Raw genomic sequence first — 26,420 nt, 5'->3', positions numbered from 1 at the left:
TCCCTCACCGTGGCCGGGGCTGGTGGTCGACCCGGCCACGGTGCCGTCCCGTCTGCGGTCCCGTCTACTGACTGGTGCCGAGCTCGATGTCCTTGCCGCCGCGTGCCAGTGCCTCCACAGCCCCAGACTGGGAGTTGCGCCGGAACAGGACGTTGGAGGCGCCCGCGAGCTCGCGGGCGGTCACCACGCGTGGCTCCTTGAACAGGCCGTGCTGCCCGGGGACCACCCCGCCCTGTGGCATGAGGGAGACCTTGGTGCCAGCAGTGAGGTACAGGCCGGCCTCGACCACGCAGTCGTCACCCAGCGGGATACCGAGCCCGGAGTTGGCGCCTAGAAGGCAGCGCTCCCCCAGGGAGACCTGCTGGCTCCCCCCGCTGGACAGCACCCCCATCGTCGAGGCGCCGCCACCGATATCCGAGCCGTCACCGACGACGACCCCCTGGGAGATACGGCCCTCCACCATGGAGCGCCCCAGCGTGCCCGCGTTGTAGTTGACGAAGCCCGCGTGCATGACAGTCGTCCCCTCGGCGAGGTAGGCGCCCAGGCGCACGTTCGCCGCGTTGCCGATACGCACGCCCGAGGGCAGGACGTAGTCCGTCATCCGGGGGAACTTGTCCACCGACAGCACCTGGGCGGGGCGTCCCAGGGCCGCTAGAAGCCGGGTGCGGGTCTCCTCGAAGTCCTCCGCAGGACAGGGGCCGGCGGAGGTCCACACCACGTTGGGGAGGGTGGAGAAGACGCCGTCAAGGTTGACGGTGTTGGGCTGGCACAGCCTGTGGGACAGGACGTGCAGTCGCAGGTAGGCTCCCGCCACCGTCAATGGGGCGTCGTCCAGGTCGGCCCAGGTGCGCACCACGGTCGTGTGCACGCCCCTGGCCTCGTCACGGCGCTCCATGGCGGTCAGGGTGGCCAGGAGGTCGGCGTGGCCGCCCTCAGGCTCGGTGCCCAGGACCGGGCGCGGGTACCACACGTCGAGGGTGTTGCCGTCGTCGGTCACGGTTGCCAGACCGAGACCCCATGCACTGCGAGTCGTCATAGTGCCCACGATACGGGACCCCGGTTCCTGGCGCTGGGACTGGCCCGCCATCCGGGCACCCTGGTGGCTGGGTGCGCCGGTCGTGCTGGGCCTGGGTGGCGTTGCTGGCTCGGCGTGAGAGAATCGGGCCATGGTGCGAACCACGATCCACCTGATGCGCCACGGCGAGGTCTATAACCCCGAGGGCGTCCTCTACGGGCGCCTGCCCGGCTACCACCTCTCCGCCCTCGGTCAGCGGATGGCCCGTCAGGTTGCCAGCGTCCTGTCCTCCTCGGACCACGACATCACCCATGTCATCACCTCGCCCCTGGAGCGTGCCCAGGAGACCGGTGCCCCTACTGCCCAGGCCTTCGGTCTTGCAGCAGGGACCGATCCGCGGCTGATCGAGGCGGGCAGCCACCTTGAGGGCATGGCTGTCAGTCGCAGCCGTTGGGTGCTGGCCCAGCCGGGGATGTGGCGCTCCTACGTCAATCCGTGGCGCCCCTCCTGGGGGGAGCCCTACGTCGAGATCGTGGAGCGCATGCGTGCGGCGGTCGCCTCCGCGCTGGCGGCTGCCCGGGGGCACGAGGCCCTGCTGGTCTCCCACCAGCTGCCCGTGTGGTCCCTGCGGCTCTTCCTGGAGAGGCGTCCCCTGGCCCACGACCCTCGACGGCGGCAGTGCTCCCTGGCCTCGGTGACCTCCCTGACCTTTGAGGACTCGACCCTGGTGGGACTGGCCTACTGGGAGCCTGCGGGTGACCTGCTGCGCCAGGCACGGGACATGGCGCCGGGTACCTCGGCTGCCCAGGTACCTCGGGACCGGGTGTGACCCAGCAGCCTCCGTCCGGGAGGGGCTCGCAGCCGCTGCCGAGGCGGCAGTGGACCGGGCAGGATTTTGTCTGGTGGAACACCGCCGCTGTGCTCACGGCTGTGCGCAGGGGCAGACGGCCCAACCCGGTCTCCCCGGTCATCGACCCGGTGAGACTCGTTCTTGCATCCGACGAGGTCATGCTCGCTACCTGCGACGCCAGGATGCTCATGTGGCGGCGTGGCGACGCCACCTACAACCCCTCGCGCGGCTTCTTCCTGGCGGGCGGGCCGGTGGGGTTGGCGCTGAGCGCCGCCTTCCTTGGTGGCCAGGCCTACCTCAACCAGCGCCGTCGGCAGGCCGCCCAGGCTGATGCCGTGGAGAGGTGGAGGCACGTGGCTGACGCGCGGCTGAGCGTGTCCACCCACGGCATCTACCTGGCGACGGGGGAGGGGGTCATGCCGGTCCCCTTCGCCGAGGTCCAGGAGGTCAGGCTCACCGCCACCGGCGAGGTGGTCATGGCTGCGGCCAATGCCCATGGGTCGGCCCGCTGGATGCTGCGGGCGCAGTGGGCCGAGCTGGTCCTGGTGCTCTGGGCGACGCGTTACATGCCCGACCACCCCCAGCTGGTGGACCGCAGCTGGCTGCCCGCAGACTGGCTGGTCCACGCCGCCGCCCACGGCTACGACGTCGACACCACCCCCTGGCCGGGCGGCGCTCCTGCGGTGCTGCCGTGAGCGCTGGAGCACGGTAAGCCACGGTAAGCACAGCGCAGGACAGTGCAGGCATGGAACCGGGTACCCGGCGACAAGGCGGGGTTGACGGTTCCCGGCCGACAGGATTTCCGGGACTTATTTATGGGACTACTGGGCTTACGGCTTGCAGGGAGCGCTCCCGCTGTCGGGGCCGCCTGACGGCCCCGCCGTCCCGTCGGGGTCTGAGGGTGACGGGTCCTCAGGTGGGTTCTGACCCTCCTTCTGGCCTTTCCTGTCAGCCATGCCGCCGCGCTTCTCCTCGCTCCCGGGAGCGCCAGGGTCGGCAGGGGCTGACCCGTCCGGCACCTGTGCCCTGCCCGGGTCCTGGGGGTGTTCCGAGGCCCCCGCGCTGCCTGGAGCAGTGCGGCCGGTGCCTGCCTGGCCTGAGGCGTCCCAGGTGCTCTGAGTGTCAGAGGTACCCGGGACGCGCCGACCCTGCGTGGTGGTGTCCGGGGTGTCCGGGTGGTGCCGACGGCGACGCAGATCCTGCTCCAGGTCACGCAGGAAGTCGGTGTCGTCGTCGGGAGCCAGGGGGCGCGGGCGCTCTGGGCGGCGCAAGGAGGTCCCCTCCCGGGAGGACCAGACCGTCGGTTCCACGTATCCGCCGCGCCGCTCGGCAGCGCTGACCCTGCTGACGATGATCCAGGCGATGGCGCCGACTGTGGGGACGAGGATGATGAGGACCACCCACATGAACTTGGGCATGCGCGCGGGCATGTTCTCCTCGGGGGTACGGGCGCAGTCCAGCAGGGCGTACAGCTGGAGGGCGAACGCCAGGACGAAGAGAGCAGCGCGCATGACTCCAGCCTAGCCCAGTTGGCGGGCTTGTTCTGGCGGCAGCGTGAGGCGTTCCTGGTGGCCTGTGACTGACCGCTTCCATGGCTGCTGCCTCATCGCCAGAGCCCCGTTGTGCGTTCCCAAGTCGGGGCGGCTGGGGGCTCCTCGGTGCCAGTCCGGCGGGGGTGGGCTGTCGTGTCTGCCTGAGGTCGTGGTGGTGGGGGTGCCCCTGTCTGAGGGTGCCTGGGGCGGGTCTCGTGCCTGGGGGTTGTGGTGGTGTGGTGGGGGTTACGGTCTGGTCATGCGGATGAGCAAGGAGGAGTGGCACCAGGGGTGGCTGCACGCCACGCCGGAGTGGGTGGACGCGAACATGGACGACCTGGTGGAGGAGGGGTACGCGCCGATGGGTGTGGGCCACCCTGTGACCCAGGAGCACGTGGGCTACTTCGGTGGGGTGCTTCCGGCCTCGGTGCTGCACCTGTGGCGCCGGTTCGGGTTCGAGGGGTTCGGGCAGGGCCGGTGGTGGTTCACTGATCCCTTCCGGTGGGCGCCGGTGGTCGATGCCTGGCTGGAGGGAACCCCTGTGCCGTTCCCCAGCCAGCGGTGGTGGTGCCTGGCCCGCAACGCTACGGGTGACATGGAGCTGTGGGGGGAGGTCTCCGGTCCCGCCCTGACCGTGGACCCGGTGATGGGGTGGGTGCGCCCCCATGCGGGCAGGGCCGCCAGGATGTCGGACCCGGTGATGCGTGAGCGCCTGGGGGCCACCACCCTGGCCTCCCCGAGGAGGAGGACCTGGACGACGACGACACGGGTGTGCTGGTGGCCGACTGGGCCATCGAGCACCTGGGGGTGCTGGGGGCTGACCAGGTCTACGGGCTGACCCCGGCCTACTGCTTCACCGGGAGGGTCAGCACCAGCCAGGTCGGCATCGAGGACGCCACCGCGCACCTCACCTTCCTGGCCCAGGCCCAGGACCACGTCCTGGAGCAGGACTTCTCCGCCGCCGCCGCACAGGCAGCCGCCACCATCGCCGCAGGCGGCCCGGGCGGTGCTGGTGGCCCCGACGACCCGGGGGCGGGGTCGTGACGCCCGGGCGCTGGCGGGGACGGCCCCGCTGGCTCAGGCGCGGTCGCCCACCCGCCCCCGCCGCTGGTCCCGCCGTGCCTGCTGGTCCCACCGCCCCTGGCGGCGGGACCGGTGGTGGGCCGGTCCCCGGCCGCAGCGGTGGTGGTGGCCAGGCCCCGGCCACGGGGGCGGGGCTCCTGGTCCTGGTGCCTCGCTGGTGGCTGGGGACATGTTCACCCCAGGGCGGGCGGGCAGGGCGTGCTGGTGTGGGAGGGGTCGGTGGCTGCCCCTGCCAGCCCGCTGGCCTGGCACTCGCGGGTCCCGGTGGAGGTGTTCTTCCACACCGGCCACCATGCCTCCACCCGGGTCCTGGCCTCCGAGTTCACCCGCCAGCTCGACCGACAGCTGAGCGCCCTGTCCCTGCTGTCGGCGGAGAGGCTGCTGGAGGGCATCCGCACCTACCGCACCCAGGGCCGCCAGCCCACCTCCAAGGCCACCAGGGACTCCCGCAAGAACTTCATGAAGGAGGTCGTGGACGACCTGCAGCGCACCTATGGCTTCTCGGAGTCACTCGCCGAGACCAGGACGGCTGAGGTGGACCGGGCGCTGGTGGTGCTCCACGAGTCCGACCAGGTCACCTACGGCCCCTCCCACCCCGCCACCACCGCCGAGGGCTGGCCCTCCCTGGGCCACGGGGCGGTCAACTCCTCCATCGGGGGCCAGCAGCCTCCCGTGGCCGCGGTCCTGGAGCAGGCCGCCCTGGCCGTCCCGGCCGACCGGAGGCCGCGGGTGCGCCTGCTGGTGCGCGCGGTGCTGGCAGACTCCCCCGACCTGGCCCAGGACCTGCGCCACGGCCAGGTGCACCTGGAACCCAGAACCAGCGAGCAGGTGAGTGCCACCAGCCCCCGGGGGCCGCCCTGGACACCCGCCCACGTCGCCTCCACCATCGCCGCAGGCCACCCACCCTGGCACCCAGCGCCCCGGGGCAGGAGCCCGGTCAGGACCAGCCCGGGGCCGGGCAGCCCCACCAGCCAGGCCAGCCCGGCCCCGCCACCACCCAGCCAGGCCCCGCACGGACGGCCGCCACCACAGCGGGGCCGCCCCAGACGGGCGCCACCCCGGCCGGGCCGGGCCAGCCGGGCCACAAGATCACCCGCGAGGAGGTCCTGGCCGACATCGAGGCCCGAGTGGCCCAGGCGGCCCGCCAGGGCAACCAGCCCCGGGCCGCGCGGGAGGCACTCGCCGGGACCGGCCCCGCCCGCACCGCCAGCCTGCGCGAGGCCTCCTTCCCCCACCCGCCCACCACCGCCGTACGAACACCACCAGCACAGCAGCCACCCCAGGCAGGCCCCAGGCCGTCCCGGGCGGGCAGGCCGGGCCACAAGATCACCCGCGAGGAGGTCCTGGCCGACGTCAAGGCCCGAGCCGCCCGAATAACCCAGGAGCCCCCCACCCCACGCCAGACCCCCACCAGAAACCACCGACGCAACCACGGCCTAGGCCGCTAAGACCCGACCCCGGCCTCACCCGATGAGCTCACCAGTACGCGACACCGAGCCGGGACCTACCACCTGACACGGCGCATGCGCCTGAGCCGCTTCTGGCCGGCCGCCCAGCTGTGGCTGACTGCCAGTAGGCGGAGACAGGTGCTCAGTCGGAGCTAGACTGGCGCTTACGGGTGGACAGTCTCATGGACAAAACAGGGGACTATAATCGTGGTCATGACGGGGGAGAGGCACTACACCAAGACTCATCCATGGATCACCTTCAGTTTTCGAGCGGACAGACTTCGGCCTGAGACGTGGGTGCTGCTGGGTGAGGTGGCGTCGAAGTGTGAGCACCTGGCAGGTTCGGCACTACCCCCAGAAGTTGCTCGGGAGCTGAGTCTCCTGAGCCTGGAGCGCGGTGCCCACGGCACTACCAGTATCGAGGGCAACAGCCTGACCGAGAAGGAGGTACGTGCGATCATTGAAGGTGCTGATGACACGCCGCCGTCGCGAGCCTACCAGCGCCAGGAGATCGAGAACCTGATCTCCCTGTTCAATGACATCGCTGAGGAGTGTGTGAGCGGCGCTCCTCCGCCGCTGAGCCCGGAGCGGCTCAAGGAGCAGCATGCGCGCCTTATGGTCGGTCAGCCGCAGAAGGAGGATCTGGATCCTGGTCGATTCCGTACCCACAGCGTCGTAGTGGGCCGGTACCGTGGGGCGCCGTCGGAGGACTGCGACTACCTGGTGGACAGACTGTGTGAGTGGATGAACCGTGAGCTTGACAGCCTGGGGGCAGCCGACCACTCCATGCGTCAGCCCCAGGCAGTTGTCCTTGCTGTCCTGGCGCACCTGTACATGACATGGATCCACCCTTTCAGCGACGGTAACGGGAGGATTGCCCGTCTTCTGGAGTTTGAGCTGCTGCTGCGTACAGGGGTGCCTGTTCCTGCGGCGCACCTGTTGTCAAACCACTACAACAGGACCCGCGACATGTACTACGTGGTTCTGGAGCGCACCAGCCGTGCTAAAGGCTACCCGGTGGAGGAGTTCGTGCACTACGCCGTCCAGGGGCTTGTTGACGGGCTGCGCGAGCAGATCAGGACGGTTCAGTCAGCCCAGCTGACAATTATGTGGCAGTCCTACGTCCACGAGCGCTTCCACGGGCAGCACACGGTTGCCAGGACGCGGATGCGTGACCTGGTCCTGGCTCTTCCGCCGGACCGGTGGACGCCGGTGGGAGAAGTCGCCGTGCTCACCCCTGAGCTCGCTCAGGCGTACGGGGGTAAGACCTCCAAGACTGTCACCCGGGACGTCAACGCCCTGGTACAGATGGGCCTGGTAGACAAGCAAGCCTATCGGGGCCTGCGCCCGCGCACCGAGCTGATGGCAGCCTTTATCCCCCGCGGGCCGAGTAGTCGGCGGCAGGGAGGGTATCTGACGGTCGGCAGGCTGGGCCGGGTGGCCGGTCGGGGCTGTTGCTGCTCGTGCCTGTCGGGCCGCTGTCCCGTGTCCCGCTGCGGCCCACCTAGACGGCACAGTGGGAGACTTGCCGTGTGCACGACCCCTCCAGCTCCCTCCCCGTCCGCCTGGTCACCGGGGGTACCAGGGCACAGGACGTCATGAGGCTGCGTGCCCTCCTGGCTGAGCGCCTGGTGTCCCGGGGACTGGGAGAGACCCGGGACACCCGCCCGCAGGCGAGCCGCCTGCCGGTGCTGGTGCCCGTCGGGCCGCAGGAGGACCCGGTGGAGGCTGAGGCCGACATGCGCCGCCGCCTGCACGCGGTCCCGGCTGGGACCGACCTGGTCCTGCGTACCTCCGGCTCCTCCACCGGTACCGGCCGTCTCGTGGCTGTCAGCGCCCGCTCCCTGCTGGCCTCGGCCCGGGCCACGCACGCCCGCCTGGGGGCAGCGGGCAGGTGGCTGCTGGCGCTGCCCGCCCACCACGTAGCGGGCCTGCAGGTCCTGGTCCGCTCCGTGCTAGCCGGGACAGCCCCCCTCGTGGTTGACACCTCCACAGGATTCCGCGTCCCTGCCCTGGCTGACACTCTGCACCGGGCACTGAGGGGGCGCGACCCGGTGTACCTCTCCCTGGTGCCCACCCAACTGGTGCGTGCTCTCCAGGACGAGGAGGCCACCAGGGCACTGCGCCAGGTGGACGCGCTCCTCCTGGGCGGGGCAGCCGCCTCCACCGCGCTCCTGTCCCGGGCGCGGGCGGCGGGCATCCCCGTGGTCACGACCTACGGGGCCAGCGAGACAGCAGGCGGGTGCGTCTACGACGGCCTTCCCTTGGACGGCGTCGAGGTGGCTCTCGACGCCGAGGACCGGGTCCTCCTGCGCGGCCCTGTCCTGGCCAGCGGTTACGTCGGGGCTGAGCCCGGGGGCGGTGCCTGTGACGTCGGGCAGGACACCCGGTACCACGATGTCTCCCTGGCGGGCGGTACCGGGCAGGGTATCGCCCGCCAGGAGGGCGGCACGCCCCTGTGGCGGCCGGGATCCAGGCTGCCGGTGACGTTGCGGCCGGGCTTCCACCTTCTGCCTACTGCGCTGCCCGGCGAGCTGCCCGCTAAGGGCGGGACAGGGACGGTACGGGTCCTGGCGACCCCGGACCGGGGGCGGCTGGAGGAAGGCCGCCTGGTGGTGCTGGGCCGGGCGGACGGTCTCATCAACACCGGCGGTGTCAAGGTGGACCCCGGGGACGTGGAGGACGCCCTGACAGGTATCGAGGGGGTCGCCGAGGCCTGCGTGGTCGGTGTCCCGGACCAGGAGTGGGGCACGGTGGTGGCAGCAGCGGTGGTCCTCCAGCCGGGGGCGGCCCTGGACGGAGCCGCAGTGCGCCGCTGCGCCCGGGAGCTGCTGGAGGGAAGCCACGCTCCCAAGTGTGTCGAGGTCCTTGACTCCCTGCCCCTGCGGGGGCCGGGCAAGGTGGACCGTCGGGCGGTACAGCTGCTCCTGTCCCGTTCCTGAGTGTGCCCGGCAGTGGCACCGGTGTTGGTACTGGAGCCACCGGTGCTAAGGTCGCTGCGCCAGGACAGCAGGGGCGCGAGGTGGGGAGAACGTGGGGGAGAACATGGGCACAGACGGCACTGGTGGTGCGGGCGGTACCGGTGACGCGACGAGCTGGGCGGAGGTCGTGCGGCTGCGCACCCTGCCAGCAGCCGTGGCCCCCGTCGTCTTGGGCTCAGGTGTCGCCGCTGCTCTGGGAACCGCGTCACCGCCGCGCTGCCTGCTGGCTGCGGGCGTGGGCCTGGCCCTCCAGATCGGTTCCAACCTCGCCAACGACTACTCCGACGGCGTGCGCGGCACCGACAACGAGCGGACTGGGCCGCCCCGTCTGACTGCCTCCGGGCAGGTGGACCCGCGCTCGGTGAAGTACGCCGCCCTGGGGTGCTTCGTCCTGGCTGGCGTGCTGGGACTGGTGCTCGTGGCGCTGGCGAGCCAGTGGTGGCTGCTGGGTGTGGGTGCGGCAGCGGTGGCGGCCGCCTGGTTCTACACCGGTGGGTCGCGGCCCTACGGCTACATGGGCCTGGGGGAGGTGTTTGTCTTCGTCTTCTTCGGCCTGGTCGCCACTGCGGGGACCGTCTACGTGCAGGGCGGCAGCGTGCCCGGGTGGGTGTGGCTGGCCGCCTGCGGGATCGGGCTCATCGCCTGCTCCCTGCTCATGGTCAACAACCTGCGCGATATCGCCACCGACCCGCGGCACGGGAAGATGACACTGGCGGTGCGTCTGGGGGAGCGGGGCGCCCGCCGCGCCTTTGTGGCCATGGTGTGCGCATCGGTGGCGCTGGCGGTAGCGGCGGTCCTGTGGGCGCGCGCCGACCTGAGCAGGTCAGGGGAGGCGGACACGTCGGGTGGGTCAGTCTGGGTGCTGCTCGCGGCCGTGACAGTGCTGGCTGTCGTGCTGGGCGCGATGGCTGCCCGGGCACTGCGCCCGGTGGTGGGCGGGGCAAGGGGGCGGGCACTGGTCCCGGCCCTGCGCGACGCCGGGCTGTACGAGCTGGCCTACGGCGTCACTCTAGCCCTGGCTCTTGTCCTGGTGGCGGCCTGACGGTGCCGGGTCGGCCGGGCCTCCTTGCCGAGGTCTCGGTGCAGGTGCCCGCGCCTCAGCCCAGGAGGGGGTGGCACTGGGCGGAACGCGGAGGAGTCGGCTTGCGCGCCGCCGTCGGGAAGGGCTAACGTCACCGTCATGGCGGCCATCTACGCGACGACTCCGACCACTGGCGGTGCGCAGGAGCTCTCGGTCGTGTGTCGCATGTGTCTGTGTTGCTGCTGTCAGGTGCGCTGAAGCCCGTCCGTGACGCGTGACGTCGCCGGTACCCGACTGCTTCTCAGCCCCGTTCTCCTAGCCCCGTTAACGCCTTGCCCGGTGCGCACCGGCTCATGACGCCGCGTCTTGCGCTCGGTAGCGCGGTCCGCTTGATGCCGCGGTGGCCGCGATGACGGTGACGGACCACGAGGACGACGGACCATGAGGACAAGCATGAGGACAAGGCCCTCGCTGAGGCGTGGTCGCGGTAACGACGTCCGCCCGCGCCTGGCAGCATCCCCCAACCCGACAACCCCTCAACGGCGCCCCCTGGGCGTCAGCCCCCGTGTCCTGAGGAGACTCTCAATGCCCACCCCTGACAGCCCTACCGGATCAGATCACACCCCTGACAGCCCCGTCCAGGAGCCCGACCCCAGCGCTCCCGGCCTTGACCCTGGTGACGACTCTGGTGACGTGACCGCCGACAACGCTGCCGACATTCTCGCGGAGGAGGAGGCCGTGCAGCCCGGAGACAGCGGCTCCCGTCCGTCACGCCGCCGGCTGCTGGCCGTCGGCGGGCTTGCTGCTGCAGCCGTCGTCGGCGTGGGCTCCTGGCTCACCCTGCGCCGTACCAACCAGGGCGTCATCGGCGCTGCCGAGGAGCTGCCGCTGGTCATCGGCGGCGACATCTGCGCCGCCCCGCTGTATGCCGCCTACCACCAAGGCTACTTCGATGACGCAGGCCTCAACGTCACCCTGGCCCGCACCCAGCGCACCGAGGACACCAAGGACGCCCTCAGCGCCGGTAAGTACATCGGCGCTCCCGGCATCTTCTTCTCCTGGTTGGAGCCTATCTATAACGGCATCAACGCCAAGCTGACCGCCGGCTTCCACTCCGGCTGCCTCCAGCTCGTGGTCGGCAACGACTCCCCTGCCTCCTCCTACGCCGACCTCAAGGGAGCCACCATCGGGGTCCCGTCCCTGTCCTCATCCGCCTTCGCCTACTTCTCGATCGGACTGGCCAGGGCGGGGATCGACGTCGACCCCGAGCACGGAGACATCACCTGGACCACCATTGATGAGGACTCCCTGGGCACCCGTCTGACCAACGGTGACGTCGACGCCATCATGGGCTCGGACCCGGCGCCGCTGCTGCCCGTCTTCGACGGCGCCGCCCGCGTGATCGAGTCTAACGACGAGGAGCCCTTCTGCTGTGCGGTGGCTCTTAACGGCGACTTCGTCTCCCGTCGACCCGACGAGGCCAGGGCGCTGACCGAGGCATGGCTGAAGGGGTCGGACTACCTGGCCGCCTCCGAGGCGAACCGTAAGGAGATTGCCAGGATCGAGGTTGACAACAGCTATGTGGCCGCCGACCAGTCCCTGGTGGAGCAGGTGCTGGAGACTTACGGCTGGCGCGCCTCGGCGACGGCCTTCCGTGAGGCTATCGAGCCGGGCATCGAGGACTTCAAGATCACCGGCTACATAGACGCCGATGTTGACGCCGCTGAGCTTGCTGACACCGTCTACGCGGACCTGGGGATCACCCGATGACCGCCAGTCCGCAGGCCGCCGTCGAGGCGGTGCCTGCACCGGTCGGCACCCCGACGGCGCGGACTGCCTCCACGGCTCCCGGCTCCTCCGGGGCCGGCGCCCGGCCTGCCCGCCGGAACCGTCTCGCGGGGACGGGGCTGGCTGTCTGGGTCCTGTATGCCGCCGTGGTAGTCCTGGTACCCGATGCCGCCGGGGCGCGCAGCGCGGACACGGCTGCGCTGCTCGTCCTGGTCAGCGCCTGGGTCCTGGTGCTGGCAGTGTGGACGGCCGCGGCCGTGGTGCGCCCGGGAGCCGCTGCTGAGGCGCTTGCCCGTCGGCTGCCCTGGATCGTGTTCTTCGGGGCCTGGTTCACCCTCTGGCAGCTGACCACGGTCAAGACCGGACTGCTCGATCCCCCGTACTTTGTCGCCCCGGAGGTGCTCATCGAGGCCTTCCTCGGCGACTGGACGCTGCTGGCTCGGTGCCTGGGCTCCTCTGCCCTGCTGTTTCTGACTGGCTACGCCGTCGGCTCGGTGCTCGGCTTCGTCACGGGCCTGCTCATGGGCTGGTCGCGGCGGGCCGACTACTGGCTGCACCCGCTTCTGCAGACGGTCGGGCCGGTGCCCGCAGCCTCCCTGCTGCCGCTGGCGGTGCTCATCCTGCCGACCACATACGTCTCGGCCGCCTTCATCGTCGCCTTCGGGGCCTGGTTCCCTATGGCCACCATGACGCGAGCCGGCGTGCGGGCGGTCCCGCGCTCCTACTTCGACGTCGCCCGTACCCTGGGCGCCGGCGAGTCCTTCCTGGTGCGCCGCATCGCCATCCCGGCGGCCCTGCCCGACATGCTCACCGGACTGTTCACCGGCCTGGGCACGAGCCTGGCGGCGCTGATGACCGCGGAGCTGGTAGGTGTTGACCAGGGGCTCGCCTGGTACATCAACTGGGTCAAGGGGTGGGCCGACTACCCGCGCATGTACGTGGGCCTGGCCGTGCTCATCATCTTCTGCCGCGCGTTGATGATTCTGCTGTTCAAACTGCGCTCCTCGCTGCTGGCCTGGCAGCAGAACCTGGTGAGGTGGTAAGTCATGGCTGCCCCGACGTCCTCTGCTGCTTCTGCCGCTACAGCCCCCACATCAACGCGGGCCGGCTCCGCGGGAGCGCCCGCTGGCGCCGGTCCCACGCCCCGAGGGGCACGGGTGGGCCTGACCGGTGTTAGCCACCGGTACCCGCTGCGTCGCGACATCGACCACGGCTGGGTCCCGGCACTGATGCGGATGGTCTCCCCGGTAGCCCGCGCCCGCCATGAGGCCGAGGACTCCAGGCCCGCGCAGCTGCCGGTGCTGGACCGCATCGACCTGGACATCGCCCCGGGGGAGTTCGTGTCCCTGGTGGGACAGTCAGGCTGCGGCAAGTCCACGATCCTGCGGCTCCTGTCCGGCCTGGAGACTCCTAGTGAGGGGGCGTCGTCGTTGACGGGGAGGCCGTAACCGGCACCGCCCCCGAGCGGGCGCTGGCCTTCCAGGACGCCACGCTCCTGCCCTGGCGCACCGTGCGGGAGAACGTCGCCCTGGGACCACAGGCCCGTGGACGCCTGGAGCCGCGGCGAGTCGAGGCGGCGCTGCAGGTGGTGGGGCTGCGCGACTTCGCCGAGGCCTACCCGACCACCCTGTCCGGCGGTATGGCGCAGCGCGCGGCCCTGGCCCGGGCACTGGTCAACCGGCCCCGCCTGTTCCTGCTGGATGAGCCCTTCGGCAAGCTCGACGCCCTCACCCGGCTGACCCTGCAGGATGAGATCGCCTCCCTGTGGGCCTCGCAGGGCTTCACCGCGGTGCTGGTCACCCACGACGTGGAGGAGGCACTGCGCCTGTCCAACCGCGTCATCGTGCTCTCCGAGCGGCCGGCGCACGTGGTGGAGGACATTCGCGTGCCCGAGGGGCTGGGGAGCGACGAGTCCGCCCCCGAGTTCCAGCGGCTGCGCCGCCATATTCTCTCCCTCCTGGGCCGCTGACCGGGACCACAGACGGCGCCCGCCCCGGCAGGAGTCGGGACGGGCGCCCTCGTCGGTAAGCACGCGGGCTCACTCAGCGGGTGGCGGCCTCCAGGGCGACCTCCGCGTCGGGCTCGCGGGTGATGCGGTTACGCAGGTCGCGGCGCACGATCTCGATGGACCACATCCACACGATGTGGCCAAAGAACTCTGAGAAGTGTTCCGACCAGGTCTGGGCGCCGCTGATCCAGGGGAAGGGGTTGGGTGCCCACCCCAGCAGCGGCATGACGACCACGTGCGCACCCACGTACACGAAGACCCCGAAGACGGCGCCCTGCCACAGCTTGATCCTGGGGAAGTACTCGGCCGCGATGCAGTAGATCAGGCCGAAGACGATCGCGAAGCCGAAGTGCACGATGAAGGACATGATCGGCAGCTCGTTGTTGGAGAAGGTCACCGTCAGGTGCGAGGTCTCCGGTGACATGCCGAACCACTCCAGCATGGCCTGAGGCGGGTTCGTGTCCGAGCGGATGCCGGGGGTGCGCGGGGGGAAGGGCACCTCCCAGCCGAACTTGACCAGGGCGGAGAAGGTGCCGCCGATGAGGCCGACCAGCGCGGCCACGCCGAGACGACGGCGGGAGGGCTCGGTCGAGCCGAGCAGGCGAGTGATCCAGGTGGGCATGGGAACCTCCGGGGTGGTGTGGCGAGGGCACCGCAGCGGTCGTGGGTACAGTGCCTGCGGGGCCCTCCATGTGGTCGGCGCAACGATGCCACGGCTGCGCCAGGCGTCCAAGTTGGCGCGTGCGTGCGGGTGTCTGCCTGGGTGGTGGCAGGGGCGGTGACGTGCAGAAGATAGTCGGAGGAGGCTTGGAGGTAGTTAGAAGTAGTACGGGAAGGGTGACCAGTCCGGGGCGCGCCGCTGGAGGAAGGCGTCGCGGCCCTCGGCAGCCTCCTGCGTCATGTAGGCCAGGCGAGTGGCCTCCCCGGCGAAGACCTGTTGGCCCGCCATGCCGTCGTCGGCCAGGTTGAAGGCGAGCTTGAGCATCCGCACCGCCTGGGGGGACTTGCTCACCACCGTCGCGGCCACCTCCAGCGCCCGCTCCTCCAGTTCGGCGTGAGGGACAGCCTCGTTGACCACGCCCCAGCGCTGCGCTGTCACCGCGTCGTAGGTCCGGGCGAGGAAGAAGATCTCCCGGGCGCGCTTGTCACCCACCTGCCGTGCCAGCAGCGCGGAGCCGTAGCCGGCGTCAAAGGAGCCCACGTCGGCGTCGGTCTGCTTGAAGCGGGCGTGCTCAAGGGAGGCCAGGGACAGGTCGCACACCACGTTGAGGCTGTGGCCGCCGCCGGCAGCCCAGCCGGGGACGGCGGCGATGACCACCTTGGGCATGGTGCGGATGAGGCGCTGGACCTCCAGGATGTGAAGGCGCCCGGCGCGAGCAGTGTCCACGCGCTGGCGTGCTGCGGCGACGTCGGCATCATGGTCGTGGCCGACGGCACTGGTGGGGAGCCCTCGTCATCCTGGCGCTCGTAGAGGTAGCCGTCGCGTCCGCGGACTCGCTGGTCGCCGCCGGAGGAGAAGGCCCAGCCCCGTCGCGCGGGCTCGGCCCGTTGCCGGTGAGGATCACCGCGCCCACGTCGCCGCTGGTGCGGGCGTGGTCGAGGACCCGGTACAACTCGTCAACGGTGCGGGGGCGGAAGGCGTTGCGCACCTCCGGGCGGTTGATCGCCACCCGGACCACGGGCAGGTCCCGCAGCCAGGTGCCCTCGGTGTCGCGCACGCAGCCGCGGTGGTAGGTGACGTCGCTCAGGGTGGTGCGCTGCCTGGGCCTGTGGCGCCGCCCCCGGTGGGGCTGGTGGTGCCGGTGACCTCCGGTACGTCACGCCACCGGGTGGGGTCGAAGATGGCGGAGACCCGGGTGGGGGCGGGTAGGAGGGGCCGTTGCTCCGGGTGTCAGGCATGTGCCCAGCCTAGACGGGGTGGCGCTGCCCAGGCGTGTCCTCCTCATGGGTGCTGGGGGCGTGGATCACCTGTTGCACATCTTCAGGCTGCCTGGCGTGGCCGCTGCTGGCGCTGTTGGCGGCCTGGTGGCCGGTGAAGACCTCCTCGGGTGGACGTGGGTGGTGAAGGGCTGGTTGCCGCCGTTGTCCCAGGTCAGGGGACTCATGAGTCGGGGTCTGTGACAGGGTGGTGGGCTGGTCCGGGTAGCGGGCCGGGTCGCCGCGCCTGCCAGGGGGCGTGTGGGTGTCTAGTGGAAGTAGTGGGGGTACTCCTGCTCGGGGTCGTGGTCGCGGTGGTCGACCCACTGGTGGTTGACCTGGGTGGGGGTGATGCCGGGGGTCAGGACGGTGTGGCCGGTGAATCCCTGGTCGGTGTACCACAGGACGAGGTCGGGGTCGGGGTGCAGGGAGCGTATCCAGGCGGCGATCTCGGCGGCGACCTGGGGGTGGGCGTCGGTGGAGATCATCCCGTTGTCGGGGAAGTGGATCACGGAGAAGGGGGGCGCGTCGGGTGGGGAGACGACTGTGGCGTCACTGATGTGGGTGGCGGGGTCCTCGACGACGGCCTGGCACCCGGGCCACCTGTTCTGGGCCTCGCGCAGGAACGTGTCGGCGTCGATCATCTGCTGCTGGGACGTGACGGTAATGACCATGTGGTCAACTCCCATGGTGGTCCTCGCTGTCTGCTGGTTGCGGGTGGTGGTTGTGCTGGTCTGGTTGTGCGGAGGTCAGGGGGCGAGGCGGACCTCGACGGGGGCGTCTGGTCCCAGGAGGGCCTGGACGCGCTGGGTGAGGTAGGCTTGGGCGCGGGGGTGTTGGTGACCACGACCAGGCGGGTCACGGGGTTGCCCCGGGCCGACGGGTGTGGGTGTCTAGTAGACGTACTGGGGTACTCGGTGTAGGGGTCGTGGTCGTGGTGGTCGACCCACTGGTGGTCTATCTGGGTGGGGGTGATGCCGGGGGTCAGGACGGTGTGGCCGGTGAATCCCTGGTCGGTGTACCACAGGACGAGGCTGGGGTCGGGGTGCAGGGAGCGTACCCAGGCGGCGACCTCGGCGGCGCCCTGGGGTGGGCGTCGGTTGTTATGAACCGGTTGTCGGGGAAGTGCCTGACGGAGAAGGGGGCGCGTCGGGTGGGGAGACGACTGCGGCGTCGGCGATGTGGGTGGTGGGGTCCCACCTGAATGCCCTGCATCCGGGCCACCTGTTCTGGGCCTCGCGCAGGAACGTGTCGGCGTCGAGCATCTGCTGGGTCGGGTCCATGGCCACGACCATGTAGTTGACTCCCATGGTGGTCCTCACTCTCTGTGCTGGTCTGCTAGTGGTGTCCTAGATGTCGAGCTGGCGGAGGAGGCGGGGTGGTGGTGTGGTGTCGTGCCCAGCGCGTCCAGCACGCTGGCCAGGCTCACCCCGCCCGGGCCAGGGGCCGTGGGCTGGTCCAGGTCGCGGGGCTGGCCTGGCTTGCGGGTTGTCTGGGCTGGTCGTGGGGTGTGTCTACTGGAAGTAGTGGGGGTAGTCCTGCTCGGGGTCGTGGTCGCGGTGGTCGACCCACTGGTGGTCTATCTGGGTGGGGGTGATGCCGGGGGTCAGGACGGTGTGGCCGGTGAATCCCTGGTCGGTGTACCACAGGACGAGGCTGGGGTCGGGGTGCAGGGAGCGTACCCAGGCGGCGACCTCGGCGGCCACCCAGGGCTGGGCGTCGATGGAGACCATCCGGTTGTGGGGAAAGTGGGCCACGTGGAACGGGGGGCGTCGGGTGGGGAGATGTTGGCGGTGGCGTCGCTGATGAGGCGGGCCGGGTCCTCGACGACGGCCTGGCAGCCGGGCCACCTGTTCTGGGCCTCGCGCAGGAAGGCCTCGGCGTCGAGCATCTGCTGGGTCGGGTCCATGGCCACGACCATGTGGTCAACTCCCATGGTGGTCCTCACTCTCTGTGCTGGTCTGCTAGTGGTGTCCTAGATGTCGAGCTGGCGGAGGAGGCGGGGCGGCGGTGTGGTGTCGTGCCCAGCGCGTCCAGGGTGCTGGCCAGGCTCACCCCGCCCGGGCCAGGGGCCGTGGGCTGGTCCAGGTCGCGGGGCCGGGTCGCCGCGCCTGCCAGGGGGCGTGTGGGTGTCTAGTGGAAGTAGTGGGGTACTCCTGCTCGGGGTCGTGGTCGCGGTGGTCGACCCACTGGTGGTCTATCTGGGTGGGGGTGATGCCGGGGGTCAGGACGGTGTGGCCGGTGAAGCCCTCGTCGGTGTACCACAGGACGAGGCTGGGGTCGGGGTGCAGGGAGCGTACCCAGGCGGCGACCTCGGCGGCCACCCAGGGCTGGGCGTCGATGGAGATCATCCCGTTGTCGGGGAAGTGGATCACGGAGAAGGGGGGGCCTCGGTGGGGCGGACATTGACTGCGGCGTCGGTGATGTGGGTGGCGGGGTCCCACCTGAATGCCCTGCATCCGGGCCACTTGCGCTGGGCCTCGCGCAGGAACGTGTCGGCGTCGATCATCTGCTGCTGGGACGTGACGGTAATGACCATGTGGTCAACTCCCATGGTGGTCCTCGCTGTCTGCTGGTTGCGGGTGGTGGTTGTGCTGGTCTGGTTGTGCGGAGGTCAGGGGACGAGGCGGACCTCGACGGGGGCGTCTGGTCCCAGGAGGGCCTGGACGCGCTGGGTGAGGTAGGCTTGGGCGCGGGGGGTGTTGGTGACCACGACCAGGCGGGTCACGGGGTTGCCCCGGGAGGTGATGACCTTACCGTAGCGCCTCATCTCGTCGTCGAAGCGCCCCATGAGCTTGTCCTGGATGAATGGCGGGCGCCGTCCCTCGTACATGGAGGTCGGTCCGCCGCTGGTGTGCTTGGCGTCGTAGGCGGTGTAGGCGGTCCCGTCGGGCAGGACGGCGTCAGCCATGATGGCCTCCCCGTCGTCGGCGACGAGCTCCCGCTCGACGTCGGTGCCCAGGACGCGGTGCTGGTAGCGGTAGGCCTCGGTGCTCGGCGGGTTGCGCTGGGTATTCATGGAGTCGTACCAGGCCTGGCGGGTGGCGGGGCTGGACCAGTCCTGGGGCTGGGGTCTGGGCCGCTGGGGTCTGGCTCGCTGGGGTCGTGTCCCGGCTGTGGGTGTGCTGTGTGTCTGGCTGGTCCTGTCTGGCTTGCGTGTTCTGTGCGTGTGTGTGTGGTGGGCGCGGTGCAGGGTGCGGGGGTCTGGTGCGGGGTGGGGGTAGGCGGGTCTGAGTCCGTGGCCGGGCAGGAGGTCGTCGAGCAGGGAGGCGTTGCGCCACAGGCGGGGCTCGGCCAGGTCCCGGGCTGCGTGGCGGGCCAGGAGGCCTCCGGCGGCGCCCAGGGCCCCGCCGAGGGCCTTGGTGGCCAGCCACAGGGTGGTGTCAGCGGCGATCTCGGCGGGGGTGTGGGTGGCCAGGTAGGAGGAGACGGTGCCCTTGGGGTCGCGTGCCAGGTCGGCGGCGGTGTGGGCCGAGTCCAGCATGGCCAGGGAGGTGCCCGCGGTGAAGGCCAGTGACAGGGACCCGCCGGTGGCGACCACGGCCGCGCCCAGGGCGACCATGAGCAGGCCCTGCTCCAGGGGCGACAGGGACTCCCACCACGTGCCCAGCGCGTCCAGCACGCTGGCCAGGCTCACCCCGCCCGGGGCGGTCAGCGACTCACGCAGCCCGCCTGCCAGGGACGGCACCCCGGCCAGCACCACCACCCCCACCACCGAGACCACTAGCGCCAGGGCTACCACGGACCAGCGGCCGGGGCCGCTGTCAGCGACCCCGCGTGCGGCCAGCTCGCGCGCCTGGCGCAGCCCCACCACGGTGTGGGCCGCCAGCCGGTGTCGCCCCAGCGCCTTACCCGCTGCCAGGGCGCGCCAGGCCAGGCGCGCCTCGACCAGGGGCAGGAGCAGCGCGTCCACCACGTCCGCCCTCCACCGGCCCCACCGGGTAGGCGGCAGGGCGGCCATCCGCCGCCACCGCCACACGCCCAGCCAGCCCCCGCCCACGGCGCCGTCGTACACGCCGACGTCCTCCAGGAGCTTGGTGGAGTACCCGCCTGCCCACAGGATGCGCGCGTCCAGGACGGCGGCCGCCACCAGCACCGCCAGCAGCAGCCATCCGCGCCCCGCGCCCCCGCCGGTGAGCGTGCTGGTGATCCCGACCACGAGTGAGGGCGCCTCGCCTTTGGTATTGGCCCAGGTCAGGTTCTCGGTAGAGGCGTTGTGCCCCGCGTGGTCCACCACTGCCACCCACCAGGCCAGCACGGGCAGCACCACGCTGACGGCCCGCAGGGCTGCCGCCTGGCGCGGCGTGCCCTCCAGGTGCTGGGAGCGCCACCACAGGTGGCGTCCCACCCCGATGGCCGCCGCCACCAGGCCGGTGACCACCGCGTGCCCGCCAAAGGACAGCGCGGCCGGAAACTCCCCGGAAAAAGGCGACAGGCCGAAGGTCGTCGCCCCCATGCACTCCATCATGTCGGAGCTGTTGGTCACGGAGCAGAACGCCCGGTCCATCGTAGTCCACACCAGCCCGGTGGCCTCCATGTAGGCAAGCCGCCTGGCGCCCTCCTCCATCGCCATGAACCCGGCACCGCAGGCCACGCCCAGCACCAGCCAGTCGGACACCAGCAGACGCCGCACCCGTCCCGGCGCCGCCACGGCCAGGACCACCAGCGGCACCAGCTTGCCCAGCTCCTCGACCAGTGGAGCCGCCACCACCTGCGCCTCTACGGACCTCATCGAGACATCGGCGGCCTCCACCAGCCGTGACGACACCCAGGCCACCACTCCCGCCCAGGGTGCCGAGACGGCAAACACCACCGAGACCAGCCGCCACGGCACCGACTTGGTGCGTGCCAGCCAGAACCAGGCCACCACCACCCACAGGCACCCCGCCCACGCCCCGAGGCTGTAGCGCAGGGAGGGCACCACTACCACCGCCGCGATGACCAGCGGCAGCGCCGCCCACACGGCCAGCACCTGGAGGCGGCGCAGTACTGCCAGGCCGCGCCACCGGCGCAGCCGTGCCCCCAGGACCTCCCACCACTCCAGGCCCAGCTCCCCGCCGGGCACGGGGGCCGGGCCAGGCGCGGACGGAGGCGCAGGAGGAGGTGGGGGAGAGGCGGGAGGCACCTGCCCCGGAGGCTGTCGTCCCGGAGGGGCCTGCCCGCTGGAGGCCTGAGTGCGCGCAGGTCCACCTGCCGGGGGCGTGCCCGTCTGGCTGGGCCACACGCCGTAGCTCCTGACCGCTCCCGGGGGAGCCGGGGGAGGGGGCTGTGGCGCCTGTCCGCCCGGCGGGGCACCGTACCCGGGTGCAGTCATCACGGTCCTCTCACGGCCACAGGTGTCGGCTTACTGTCCCGCCTGGTGCAGGTCGGTACCAGGTACGGGGCTGCAATCACGGAACTGTAACGGAGCGGGGTCGCTGTCACAACACGCGCCGCCTGCGCGCCCCTGGCAACGCCCAGGAACCTCCCCGGCGCAGGTCGGCGGTGTTTTCTGTGACCTTTTCGTATTCTAGGTCCGTGACCTCTCCAGCAACGTCACTCGGTGGCGAGATCGATATGGCCGCGCTGCGGGCGCAGGACCCCACCGGGCTTCTCGACGGCATCGACCGGGCCGTCGCGTGGGACATCCCCCTGTCGACCCGCTTCCGTGGGCTGACCCGCCGTGACGGCGTGCTCCTCCACGGTCCCGGCGGTTGGGGGGAGGTGTCCCCCTTCTGGGACCACGGGGCCGAGGCCTCCGCCCCCTGGCTGGCCGCAGGCCTGTCCCAGGCACGCGGGGACGTCGCCCCGCCGCGCTACCGGGAGACGGTCCCCGTCAACGTCACCGTCCCCGAGGTCAGCGCCCGGCAGGCGCACCAGATGGTCACCGCCTCCGGGCCGCTACCGCCAAGGTCAAGGTGAGCGGCTCCCCGCAGGCCCTGGCCGCCGACCAGGAGCGCCTGGAAGCGGTCCGCGACGCCGTCGGGCGCTCCGGGCAGGTGCGTATTGACGTCAACGGTGCCTGGGACCTGGAGACGGCCCGCACGGTCCTGCCGCTCATGGACGCTGCCGCCGGGGGGCTGGAGTACGTGGAGCAGCCCTGCTCAGACGTGGAGGACCTGGCCGCCTTGCGCCGGGACGTGGACGTGCGCGTGGCCGCCGACGAGTCGATCCGCCTGTCCGCGGACCCTCTGCGCGTGGCGCGCCGCATGGCCGCCGACGTCGCCGTCCTCAAGGTCGCCCCCCTGGGTGGTATCCATCGCTCGCTCGACCTGGCCGAGCGCCTGGGGCTTCCCGCCGTGGTCTCCTCCGCGCTGGACACCTCTGTGGGGGTGGGGGCCGGGGCGGTCCTGGCCTCGACCCTGCCGGTCCTGGGGCACGCCTGCGGGCTGGGCACGGTCCGGATGCTGCGCCGCGACGTCGCCGCACCCAGCACGCTTGCCACCGACGGGGTGCTGACGGTGCGCACCCCCCACGTCTCCACCACCCTCCTGCAGGCTGCTGCGGCGCACGACGACCTCACCGCGCGGTGGCAGGTGCGCCTGACCCACCTTCTGGGGGCGCTGCGGGCACGTCGTGAGCGCGAGGCCCGTGACCCTGCTGCCGCCGTCGCCGGTCTGCCCCTGTGAGACAGGGGCCTCACGGAGGCCTCGGCTGCCAGGCGGTCGCTCAGGTGGTCGTGTCACGTAGGTCACGGCCTCGGCGGTGCGGACGGGACAGGGCCGGCCTGTCGCTGCGGGCGGACAGGCTGTAGGCGGACAGGGCGTCCGTGAGGGGGTTCGCGGCTGGCGTGCCACCCGGTCCGTATCCTGTGCCGGTGACCCTCTCAACGCCTCCAGGTACGCAGCCGCCCTCGCTGGTGCTGGCCCGGGCAGTCGTGGCCGCGCTCCTGGCTGAGGGGGTGCGTGAGGCCGTGCTGTGCCCGGGGTCGCGCAATGCCCCTCTGGCCTGGGCGCTGGCCGATGCCGCCGAGGCCGGCCGTGTGCAGCTGCGCGTGGTCCTCGACGAGCGCAGTGCCGGGTTCATGGCCCTGGGGATGGCGCGCGCCCACGCCCTGGAGGGGCGCCTGCTCCCGGCGGCCGTGGTCACCACCTCCGGGACGGCGGTGCCTAATCTCCACCCTGCCGCGTGCGAGGCCGACGCCGCTGGCGTCCCGCTCCTCCTGGTGTGCGCAGACCGTCCCCACGAGCTGGTCGGCACCGGTGCCAACCAGACCATGCAGCAGACCTCGGTCTTTGCCGACGCGGTGCGTGCCGTCGTGGACCTGCCCGCCGACCTCACGGCCGACCTGGGGGTACGGGAGGGGACGGCCGCCGTGGCCGGGCAGGTGCGCAGCGCCGTCGCCGCTGCCACGGGCGCACTCTCCCGCGACCCCGGCCCGGTTCTGGTCAACACCCGGTTCCGCCCGCCCTTGGCCCCCTGGTGCCTCCGGCTCAGCAGGAGCCGGGAGAGCCGTCCGCCCCTGGTCAGGGGGTGGAGACCGCCAACCGTCCCGCTACCTCTCCCCGCCCTGCGCCCGGGCACTCTGGCGACGCCGCCGTCCGACCCATGACTGGCACCGTCACGGATCTGCGCGCGGCCGTCCCGGGTCTGCCGGACCTGCGTCTCCCGGGCCCGGCTGACCTGGCTGACCGGGGTGCTCCTGCCAGCACCCGGGGGCTCGTCGTAGCCGGGGACACCCCGCACCCGGGGACCGGGCGCACGGCCCGGTCCCTGGCTGAGGCACTGGGGTGGCCGCTGCTGGCCGAGCCAACCTCCCAGGCCCGGGGCGGCCCCAGCGCCCTGGCACGCTACGCCGAGCTCCTGGGTACCCAGGCGGGGCAGGAGCTGGCCTCCCGTGCCGAACACGTCGTCGTGGTCGGCCATCCCAGCCTCAGCCGACCTGTCTCCGCGCTCCTGGGCCGCCACGACCTGGCGGTGACGGTCCTGGCCGAGCGCGCCCGCTGGACCGATGTCGCCGGGACTGCGAGCGAGGTCGTCCACATCGACCCCACCACGCTGTCGCGTAGTCCTGGCCTGCCCCACGACCCTTCCCTGGCGCTGCTCGTGGCTCGGGCCTGCGGCCTGGGCGCGGCCCCTCCGGGGTGGCTGCGCTCCTGGCACGACGCGGTGTCCGCCCTGCCCGCCGTGCGGCCAGGTGCCGCCGACGAGGCGGTGGAGGCGGTGTGGCAGGCCTGCCTGAGGCCGGGGGCGCCCCTGCTGGTGGTGGGCTCCTCAATGACAGTGCGCCGCCTGGATCGGCTCGCCGCGCCCGCAGGCCGTGAGGAGCCCCTGGAGGGCGACCCGGACGGCGCCCGCAGCGCCCCCGGCGCCGCGCCTGGCTCCCCGGCTGCTCCCCGCGCTGTCGCCAACCGGGGCCTGGCGGGGATCGACGGCACGGTGGCCACTGCTGTCGGCCTGGCCGTGGGCTCGCGCGCGCCGGTGCGCTCGGTCATGGGGACCTTACCTTTCTGCACGACGCCATGTCCCTGGTGCACGGGACCGCCGAGACTGAGCCGGACCTCCAGGTCGTAGTCATCGACGACTCCGGGGGAGCATCCTGCGCGGCCTGGAGTACGCCGACGTCGTCGACAGCCAGCGCCTGGAGCGGCTCCTTGCCGCCCCCAGGCCGTTGACGTGGCGCAGCTGGCCCGGGCCGCTGGTGCCCGTACCCTTCTACCTTCCGGCACGGCCGAGCTGCGGGACCTGCTGGAGCAGCCGGTGCAGGGGCTCAGCGTTATTGTGATCCGGGAGGCTTCGGTGCGCCAGGGTTCTTCGGTATCCTCCTGGGCGGACGGATAGGAACGGAAGGAAGCACGCGGCTGCCTGCCAGCGGCTCCCCCACGTGTCTGGTGCGCGACGGCTACACGATCCACAGCGGACGCCCAGGCTCGCGTCGGAGGCGCCTCAGGAAGCCGGTGTTGGCTTCTGGGCGACGGGCCGTGGAGCCGCAGGCTCAAGGAGGAAACATATATGACCAGCAACGACGACACCACTCCTAGCGGGTACGGTCCGGTCGGCTCCGGCCAGGAGGAGGCCGTCTCCCACGGTGACTATGCCGAGGAGGAGAAGACCCTCCCCTACGGGCAGCGGGCGGCCTCCTCCCCCGTGGTGCCGTCCTCCCTGGACCCGGACCAGGCGGAGACACCTCCCTCCGGCGTCCCGACGCCCGGACATGCTGGGTGGGCTGAGCAGGCCAGGCAGGCCCGCCCCAGTGTCGCGCAGGAGCCCGGTGGCTACGACTTCTCCCGGCCCTCCTCGCGTCCGGGCGACTCGCGGCCTGCTGGTCCTGCCGCCTCCGGGGAGACGGCGACCCAGCCCACAGCAGGAGGGGCCGGTGCCACGGGCTCCGGCTACGGGGCGTCCTACGGTGCCTCGTACGGTACTTCTCAGGCTCCTCCCTCCTACAGCGCCCCCGCCTACGGCTCCTCCGCCCCCTCGGCAGCCACCACCGGTACTGCCGGTGCCATCGGCGCTACCAGCACTACCTCTGCGGCCTCCGCTGCCCCGACGGCCTCCACGGCCTCCACAGCCTCAGCACCCTCCACAGCGCCTGCCACAGCGCCTACGGCGTCCTACGGCGCTGCTGCGCCCTACCCCGCCGCTGGCTCCTCCGCCACGACAGGCCCGGACCTGGCCGCTCCCGCTGTCGGCCCGGCCGTGGCGTCAGGCTCGGGCGGCGAGCGGCGCCGGGGCCCGGGGTGGGGCGCCCTGGCAGGAGCCACGGCGGTGGCCGTCCTGCTGGGAGCTGGAGGCGGCGCGGCCGTCAGCTCCGTGCTCGGCGGTGGCTCTGACTCCCCCGCCGCGTCCGCGACAGCGCCCACGGCGATCGCCACCGGGGACACGACCCAGGTCGTGGAGTCCGCGGGCGAGACCCCGGACTGGGAGGCGGTTGTCGCGGCAGTGTCCAACGCCGTTGTCGCCATCACCTTCGAGAGCGGCGACAGCGAGGGGGGCGTGGGCTCGGGAGTTATCTACGACAGCTCCGGCCACGTCCTGACCAACAACCACGTCGTCTCTACAGCCCGCCAGCTCTACGTCACCCTCGCGGATGGACGGATGTACGAGGCCGAGGTCACCGGTACCGACCCGGCTACCGACCTGGCGGTCATCCAGATCGTGGACGCCCCCGACGACCTGACCGTGGCCCAGTTCGGCAACTCGGACTCGTTGGTCACCGGCCAGGACGTCATGGCGATCGGTAACCCGTTGGGGCTGTCCTCCACGGCTACCACAGGGATCATCTCCGCCCTCAACCGCCCGGTGGTCAACTCCGAGGACGACTCCGGCGCCTCAGGCCCAGGGGCGAACGTGTACACCAACGCCATTCAGATTGACGCGGCCATCAACCCGGGCAACTCCGGAGGACCCCTCTTCGACGAGAAGGGCTATGTCATCGGTATCACCAGCTCGATTGCCAGCATCGCCGACAGCTCAGGCAACATCGGCATCGGGTTCGCCATCCCCAGCGATCTCGCCAAGAAGGTGGCCGACCAGCTGATCGAGTCCGGCTCCGCCACCCACGCCTACCTGGGAGTGGGCCTCACCAACGGCACGGCTCAGGCGGACGGGGAGGAACGCGGGGGAGCCGAGGTCACCTCGGTGGAGTCCGGCTCCCCTGCCGACGAGGCAGGGCTGGAGAAGGGTGACGTCATCGTGGCCATCGACGGCAAGACCACCGCCCAGGACGCCGCCCTGACAGGTTTTGTGCGCCAGTACTCTGCTGGGGACACAGTCACGCTGACAGTCATCCGTGACGGGTCCTCGCGCGACGTGAAGGTGACGCTCGCGGAGCGCCCCGACTCCTGAGCGCGCCCAG

Annotated in this window: 26 protein-coding genes and 2 pseudogenes; 16 read left to right on the top strand and 12 right to left on the bottom strand. The window is 71.4% G+C overall.

Annotated features, from left to right (window positions below; genetic code table 11):
- Positions 1-64 precede the first annotated feature (64 nt).
- Entirely contained in the window at positions 65-1,036 is a 972-nt protein-coding gene (dapD, locus tag D5R93_RS10470; protein WP_120206018.1) for a 2,3,4,5-tetrahydropyridine-2,6-dicarboxylate N-succinyltransferase, read from the bottom strand.
- Positions 1,037-1,166: 130 nt separating this feature from the next.
- Between dapD and D5R93_RS10465 the strand changes: the two genes are divergently transcribed.
- Complete coding sequence (locus D5R93_RS10465; protein ID WP_119836830.1) at positions 1,167-1,844, top strand: histidine phosphatase family protein; 678 nt, start codon at positions 1,167-1,169, stop codon at positions 1,842-1,844.
- Positions 1,845-1,933: 89 nt separating this feature from the next.
- Positions 1,934-2,560: a hypothetical protein gene (locus tag D5R93_RS10460; protein ID WP_119836944.1), complete on the top strand. Its 627-nt coding sequence runs from the start codon at positions 1,934-1,936 to the stop codon at positions 2,558-2,560.
- Positions 2,561-3,034: 474 nt separating this feature from the next.
- Here D5R93_RS10460 and D5R93_RS14210 read toward each other — a convergent pair.
- Positions 3,035-3,376, bottom strand: a pseudogene (locus tag D5R93_RS14210) (PLD nuclease N-terminal domain-containing protein); the annotation flags it as partial.
- A gap of 280 nt (positions 3,377-3,656) precedes the next feature.
- Here D5R93_RS14210 and D5R93_RS10450 point away from each other — a divergent pair.
- The 10 genes from D5R93_RS10450 to D5R93_RS14565 all read left to right on the top strand — a co-directional run bounded on the left by D5R93_RS10450 (position 3,657) and on the right by D5R93_RS14565 (position 13,687).
- On the top strand, positions 3,657-4,235 hold the full coding sequence (locus tag D5R93_RS10450) for a GAD-like domain-containing protein (protein WP_162933924.1): 579 nt from the start codon (positions 3,657-3,659) through the stop codon (positions 4,233-4,235).
- Positions 4,175-4,441: a hypothetical protein gene (locus tag D5R93_RS10445; RefSeq protein WP_162933923.1), complete on the top strand. Its 267-nt coding sequence runs from the start codon at positions 4,175-4,177 to the stop codon at positions 4,439-4,441. The genes D5R93_RS10450 and D5R93_RS10445 overlap by 61 nt, the downstream gene beginning before the upstream one ends.
- 258 nt (positions 4,442-4,699) lie before the next feature.
- On the top strand, positions 4,700-5,857 hold the full coding sequence (locus D5R93_RS14575; RefSeq protein ID WP_162933922.1) for a polymorphic toxin type 15 domain-containing protein: 1,158 nt from the start codon (positions 4,700-4,702) through the stop codon (positions 5,855-5,857).
- A gap of 284 nt (positions 5,858-6,141) precedes the next feature.
- A complete protein-coding gene (locus D5R93_RS10435) occupies positions 6,142-7,530 on the top strand; it encodes a Fic family protein (protein ID WP_162933921.1) in 1,389 nt (462 codons plus the stop codon).
- Positions 7,461-8,870 (top strand): AMP-binding protein, encoded by a 1,410-nt coding sequence (locus D5R93_RS10430; protein ID WP_243106721.1) that lies wholly within the window; start codon positions 7,461-7,463, stop codon positions 8,868-8,870. The genes D5R93_RS10435 and D5R93_RS10430 overlap by 70 nt, the downstream gene beginning before the upstream one ends.
- Positions 8,871-8,973: 103 nt before the next feature.
- Positions 8,974-9,951, top strand: a complete 978-nt coding sequence (locus tag D5R93_RS10425) for a 1,4-dihydroxy-2-naphthoate polyprenyltransferase (protein WP_120206013.1) — start codon at positions 8,974-8,976, stop codon at positions 9,949-9,951.
- Positions 9,952-10,515: 564 nt separating this feature from the next.
- Positions 10,516-11,700, top strand: coding sequence for an ABC transporter substrate-binding protein (locus D5R93_RS10420; protein WP_119836825.1), 1,185 nt, complete (start codon positions 10,516-10,518; stop codon positions 11,698-11,700).
- Positions 11,697-12,761 (top strand): ABC transporter permease, encoded by a 1,065-nt coding sequence (locus D5R93_RS10415; RefSeq protein ID WP_120205109.1) that lies wholly within the window; start codon positions 11,697-11,699, stop codon positions 12,759-12,761. Before D5R93_RS10420 ends, D5R93_RS10415 begins: the two co-directional genes overlap by 4 nt.
- Before the next feature lie 3 nt (positions 12,762-12,764).
- Positions 12,765-13,166 (top strand): ATP-binding cassette domain-containing protein, encoded by a 402-nt coding sequence (locus D5R93_RS14570; protein WP_279221349.1) that lies wholly within the window; start codon positions 12,765-12,767, stop codon positions 13,164-13,166.
- A 62-nt stretch (positions 13,167-13,228) separates the two neighbouring features.
- Positions 13,229-13,687: an ATP-binding cassette domain-containing protein gene (locus tag D5R93_RS14565; RefSeq protein WP_279221348.1), complete on the top strand. Its 459-nt coding sequence runs from the start codon at positions 13,229-13,231 to the stop codon at positions 13,685-13,687.
- A 73-nt stretch (positions 13,688-13,760) separates the two neighbouring features.
- Here the strand turns inward: D5R93_RS14565 and D5R93_RS10405 are convergent, their stop codons facing one another.
- The 10 genes from D5R93_RS10405 to D5R93_RS14560 all read right to left on the bottom strand — a co-directional run bounded on the left by D5R93_RS10405 (position 13,761) and on the right by D5R93_RS14560 (position 20,708).
- Positions 13,761-14,348 (bottom strand): YagU family protein, encoded by a 588-nt coding sequence (locus tag D5R93_RS10405; RefSeq protein WP_120205106.1) that lies wholly within the window; start codon positions 14,346-14,348, stop codon positions 13,761-13,763.
- 195 nt (positions 14,349-14,543) lie between these two features.
- The gene (locus tag D5R93_RS14200; protein ID WP_243106720.1) at positions 14,544-15,113 is read right to left on the bottom strand and encodes an enoyl-CoA hydratase-related protein; all 570 of its coding nucleotides are present in this window, start codon (positions 15,111-15,113) and stop codon (positions 14,544-14,546) included.
- Positions 15,114-15,141: 28 nt separating this feature from the next.
- A complete protein-coding gene (locus D5R93_RS14195; RefSeq protein WP_243106719.1) occupies positions 15,142-15,444 on the bottom strand; it encodes an enoyl-CoA hydratase-related protein in 303 nt (100 codons plus the stop codon).
- Positions 15,445-15,690: 246 nt separating this feature from the next.
- A complete protein-coding gene (locus tag D5R93_RS14190) occupies positions 15,691-15,831 on the bottom strand; it encodes a hypothetical protein (RefSeq protein ID WP_243106718.1) in 141 nt (46 codons plus the stop codon).
- An 81-nt stretch (positions 15,832-15,912) separates the two neighbouring features.
- Positions 15,913-16,332: a hypothetical protein gene (locus D5R93_RS10390; protein WP_120205104.1), complete on the bottom strand. Its 420-nt coding sequence runs from the start codon at positions 16,330-16,332 to the stop codon at positions 15,913-15,915.
- 414 nt (positions 16,333-16,746) lie between these two features.
- Complete coding sequence (locus tag D5R93_RS10380) at positions 16,747-16,953, bottom strand: hypothetical protein (RefSeq protein ID WP_120205099.1); 207 nt, start codon at positions 16,951-16,953, stop codon at positions 16,747-16,749.
- Positions 16,954-17,157: 204 nt separating this feature from the next.
- Positions 17,158-17,400 (bottom strand): hypothetical protein, encoded by a 243-nt coding sequence (locus D5R93_RS10375; RefSeq protein ID WP_120205097.1) that lies wholly within the window; start codon positions 17,398-17,400, stop codon positions 17,158-17,160.
- Between the two features lie 294 nt (positions 17,401-17,694).
- Complete coding sequence (locus D5R93_RS13625; protein WP_205570043.1) at positions 17,695-18,018, bottom strand: hypothetical protein; 324 nt, start codon at positions 18,016-18,018, stop codon at positions 17,695-17,697.
- Entirely contained in the window at positions 18,015-18,197 is a 183-nt protein-coding gene (locus D5R93_RS13620) for a hypothetical protein (protein ID WP_205570042.1), read from the bottom strand. Before D5R93_RS13620 ends, D5R93_RS13625 begins: the two co-directional genes overlap by 4 nt.
- Positions 18,198-18,257: 60 nt before the next feature.
- A complete protein-coding gene (locus tag D5R93_RS14560) occupies positions 18,258-20,708 on the bottom strand; it encodes a PrsW family intramembrane metalloprotease (protein ID WP_120205092.1) in 2,451 nt (816 codons plus the stop codon).
- A 491-nt stretch (positions 20,709-21,199) separates the two neighbouring features.
- On the opposite strand from D5R93_RS14560, the pseudogene D5R93_RS10355 reads away from it, so the two are divergent.
- From D5R93_RS10355 to D5R93_RS10340, 4 genes and pseudogenes are all read left to right on the top strand, one after another.
- A pseudogene (locus D5R93_RS10355) lies at positions 21,200-22,251 on the top strand (o-succinylbenzoate synthase).
- A gap of 188 nt (positions 22,252-22,439) precedes the next feature.
- The gene (locus D5R93_RS10350) at positions 22,440-23,174 is read left to right on the top strand and encodes a thiamine pyrophosphate-binding protein (RefSeq protein WP_243106716.1); all 735 of its coding nucleotides are present in this window, start codon (positions 22,440-22,442) and stop codon (positions 23,172-23,174) included.
- Positions 23,171-24,136 (top strand): hypothetical protein, encoded by a 966-nt coding sequence (locus D5R93_RS10345; RefSeq protein ID WP_243106715.1) that lies wholly within the window; start codon positions 23,171-23,173, stop codon positions 24,134-24,136. Before D5R93_RS10350 ends, D5R93_RS10345 begins: the two co-directional genes overlap by 4 nt.
- A gap of 438 nt (positions 24,137-24,574) precedes the next feature.
- Positions 24,575-26,410, top strand: coding sequence for a S1C family serine protease (locus tag D5R93_RS10340; protein ID WP_120205089.1), 1,836 nt, complete (start codon positions 24,575-24,577; stop codon positions 26,408-26,410).
- Positions 26,411-26,420: the final 10 nt, after the last annotated feature.

This window comes from Actinomyces lilanjuaniae, assembly GCF_003606385.1.
Classification (GTDB): Bacteria; Actinomycetota; Actinomycetes; order Actinomycetales; family Actinomycetaceae; genus Actinomyces; species Actinomyces lilanjuaniae.
The sequence above is the reverse complement of the archived record's forward strand: the minus strand, read 5'-3'. Positions and strand labels throughout refer to the sequence as shown.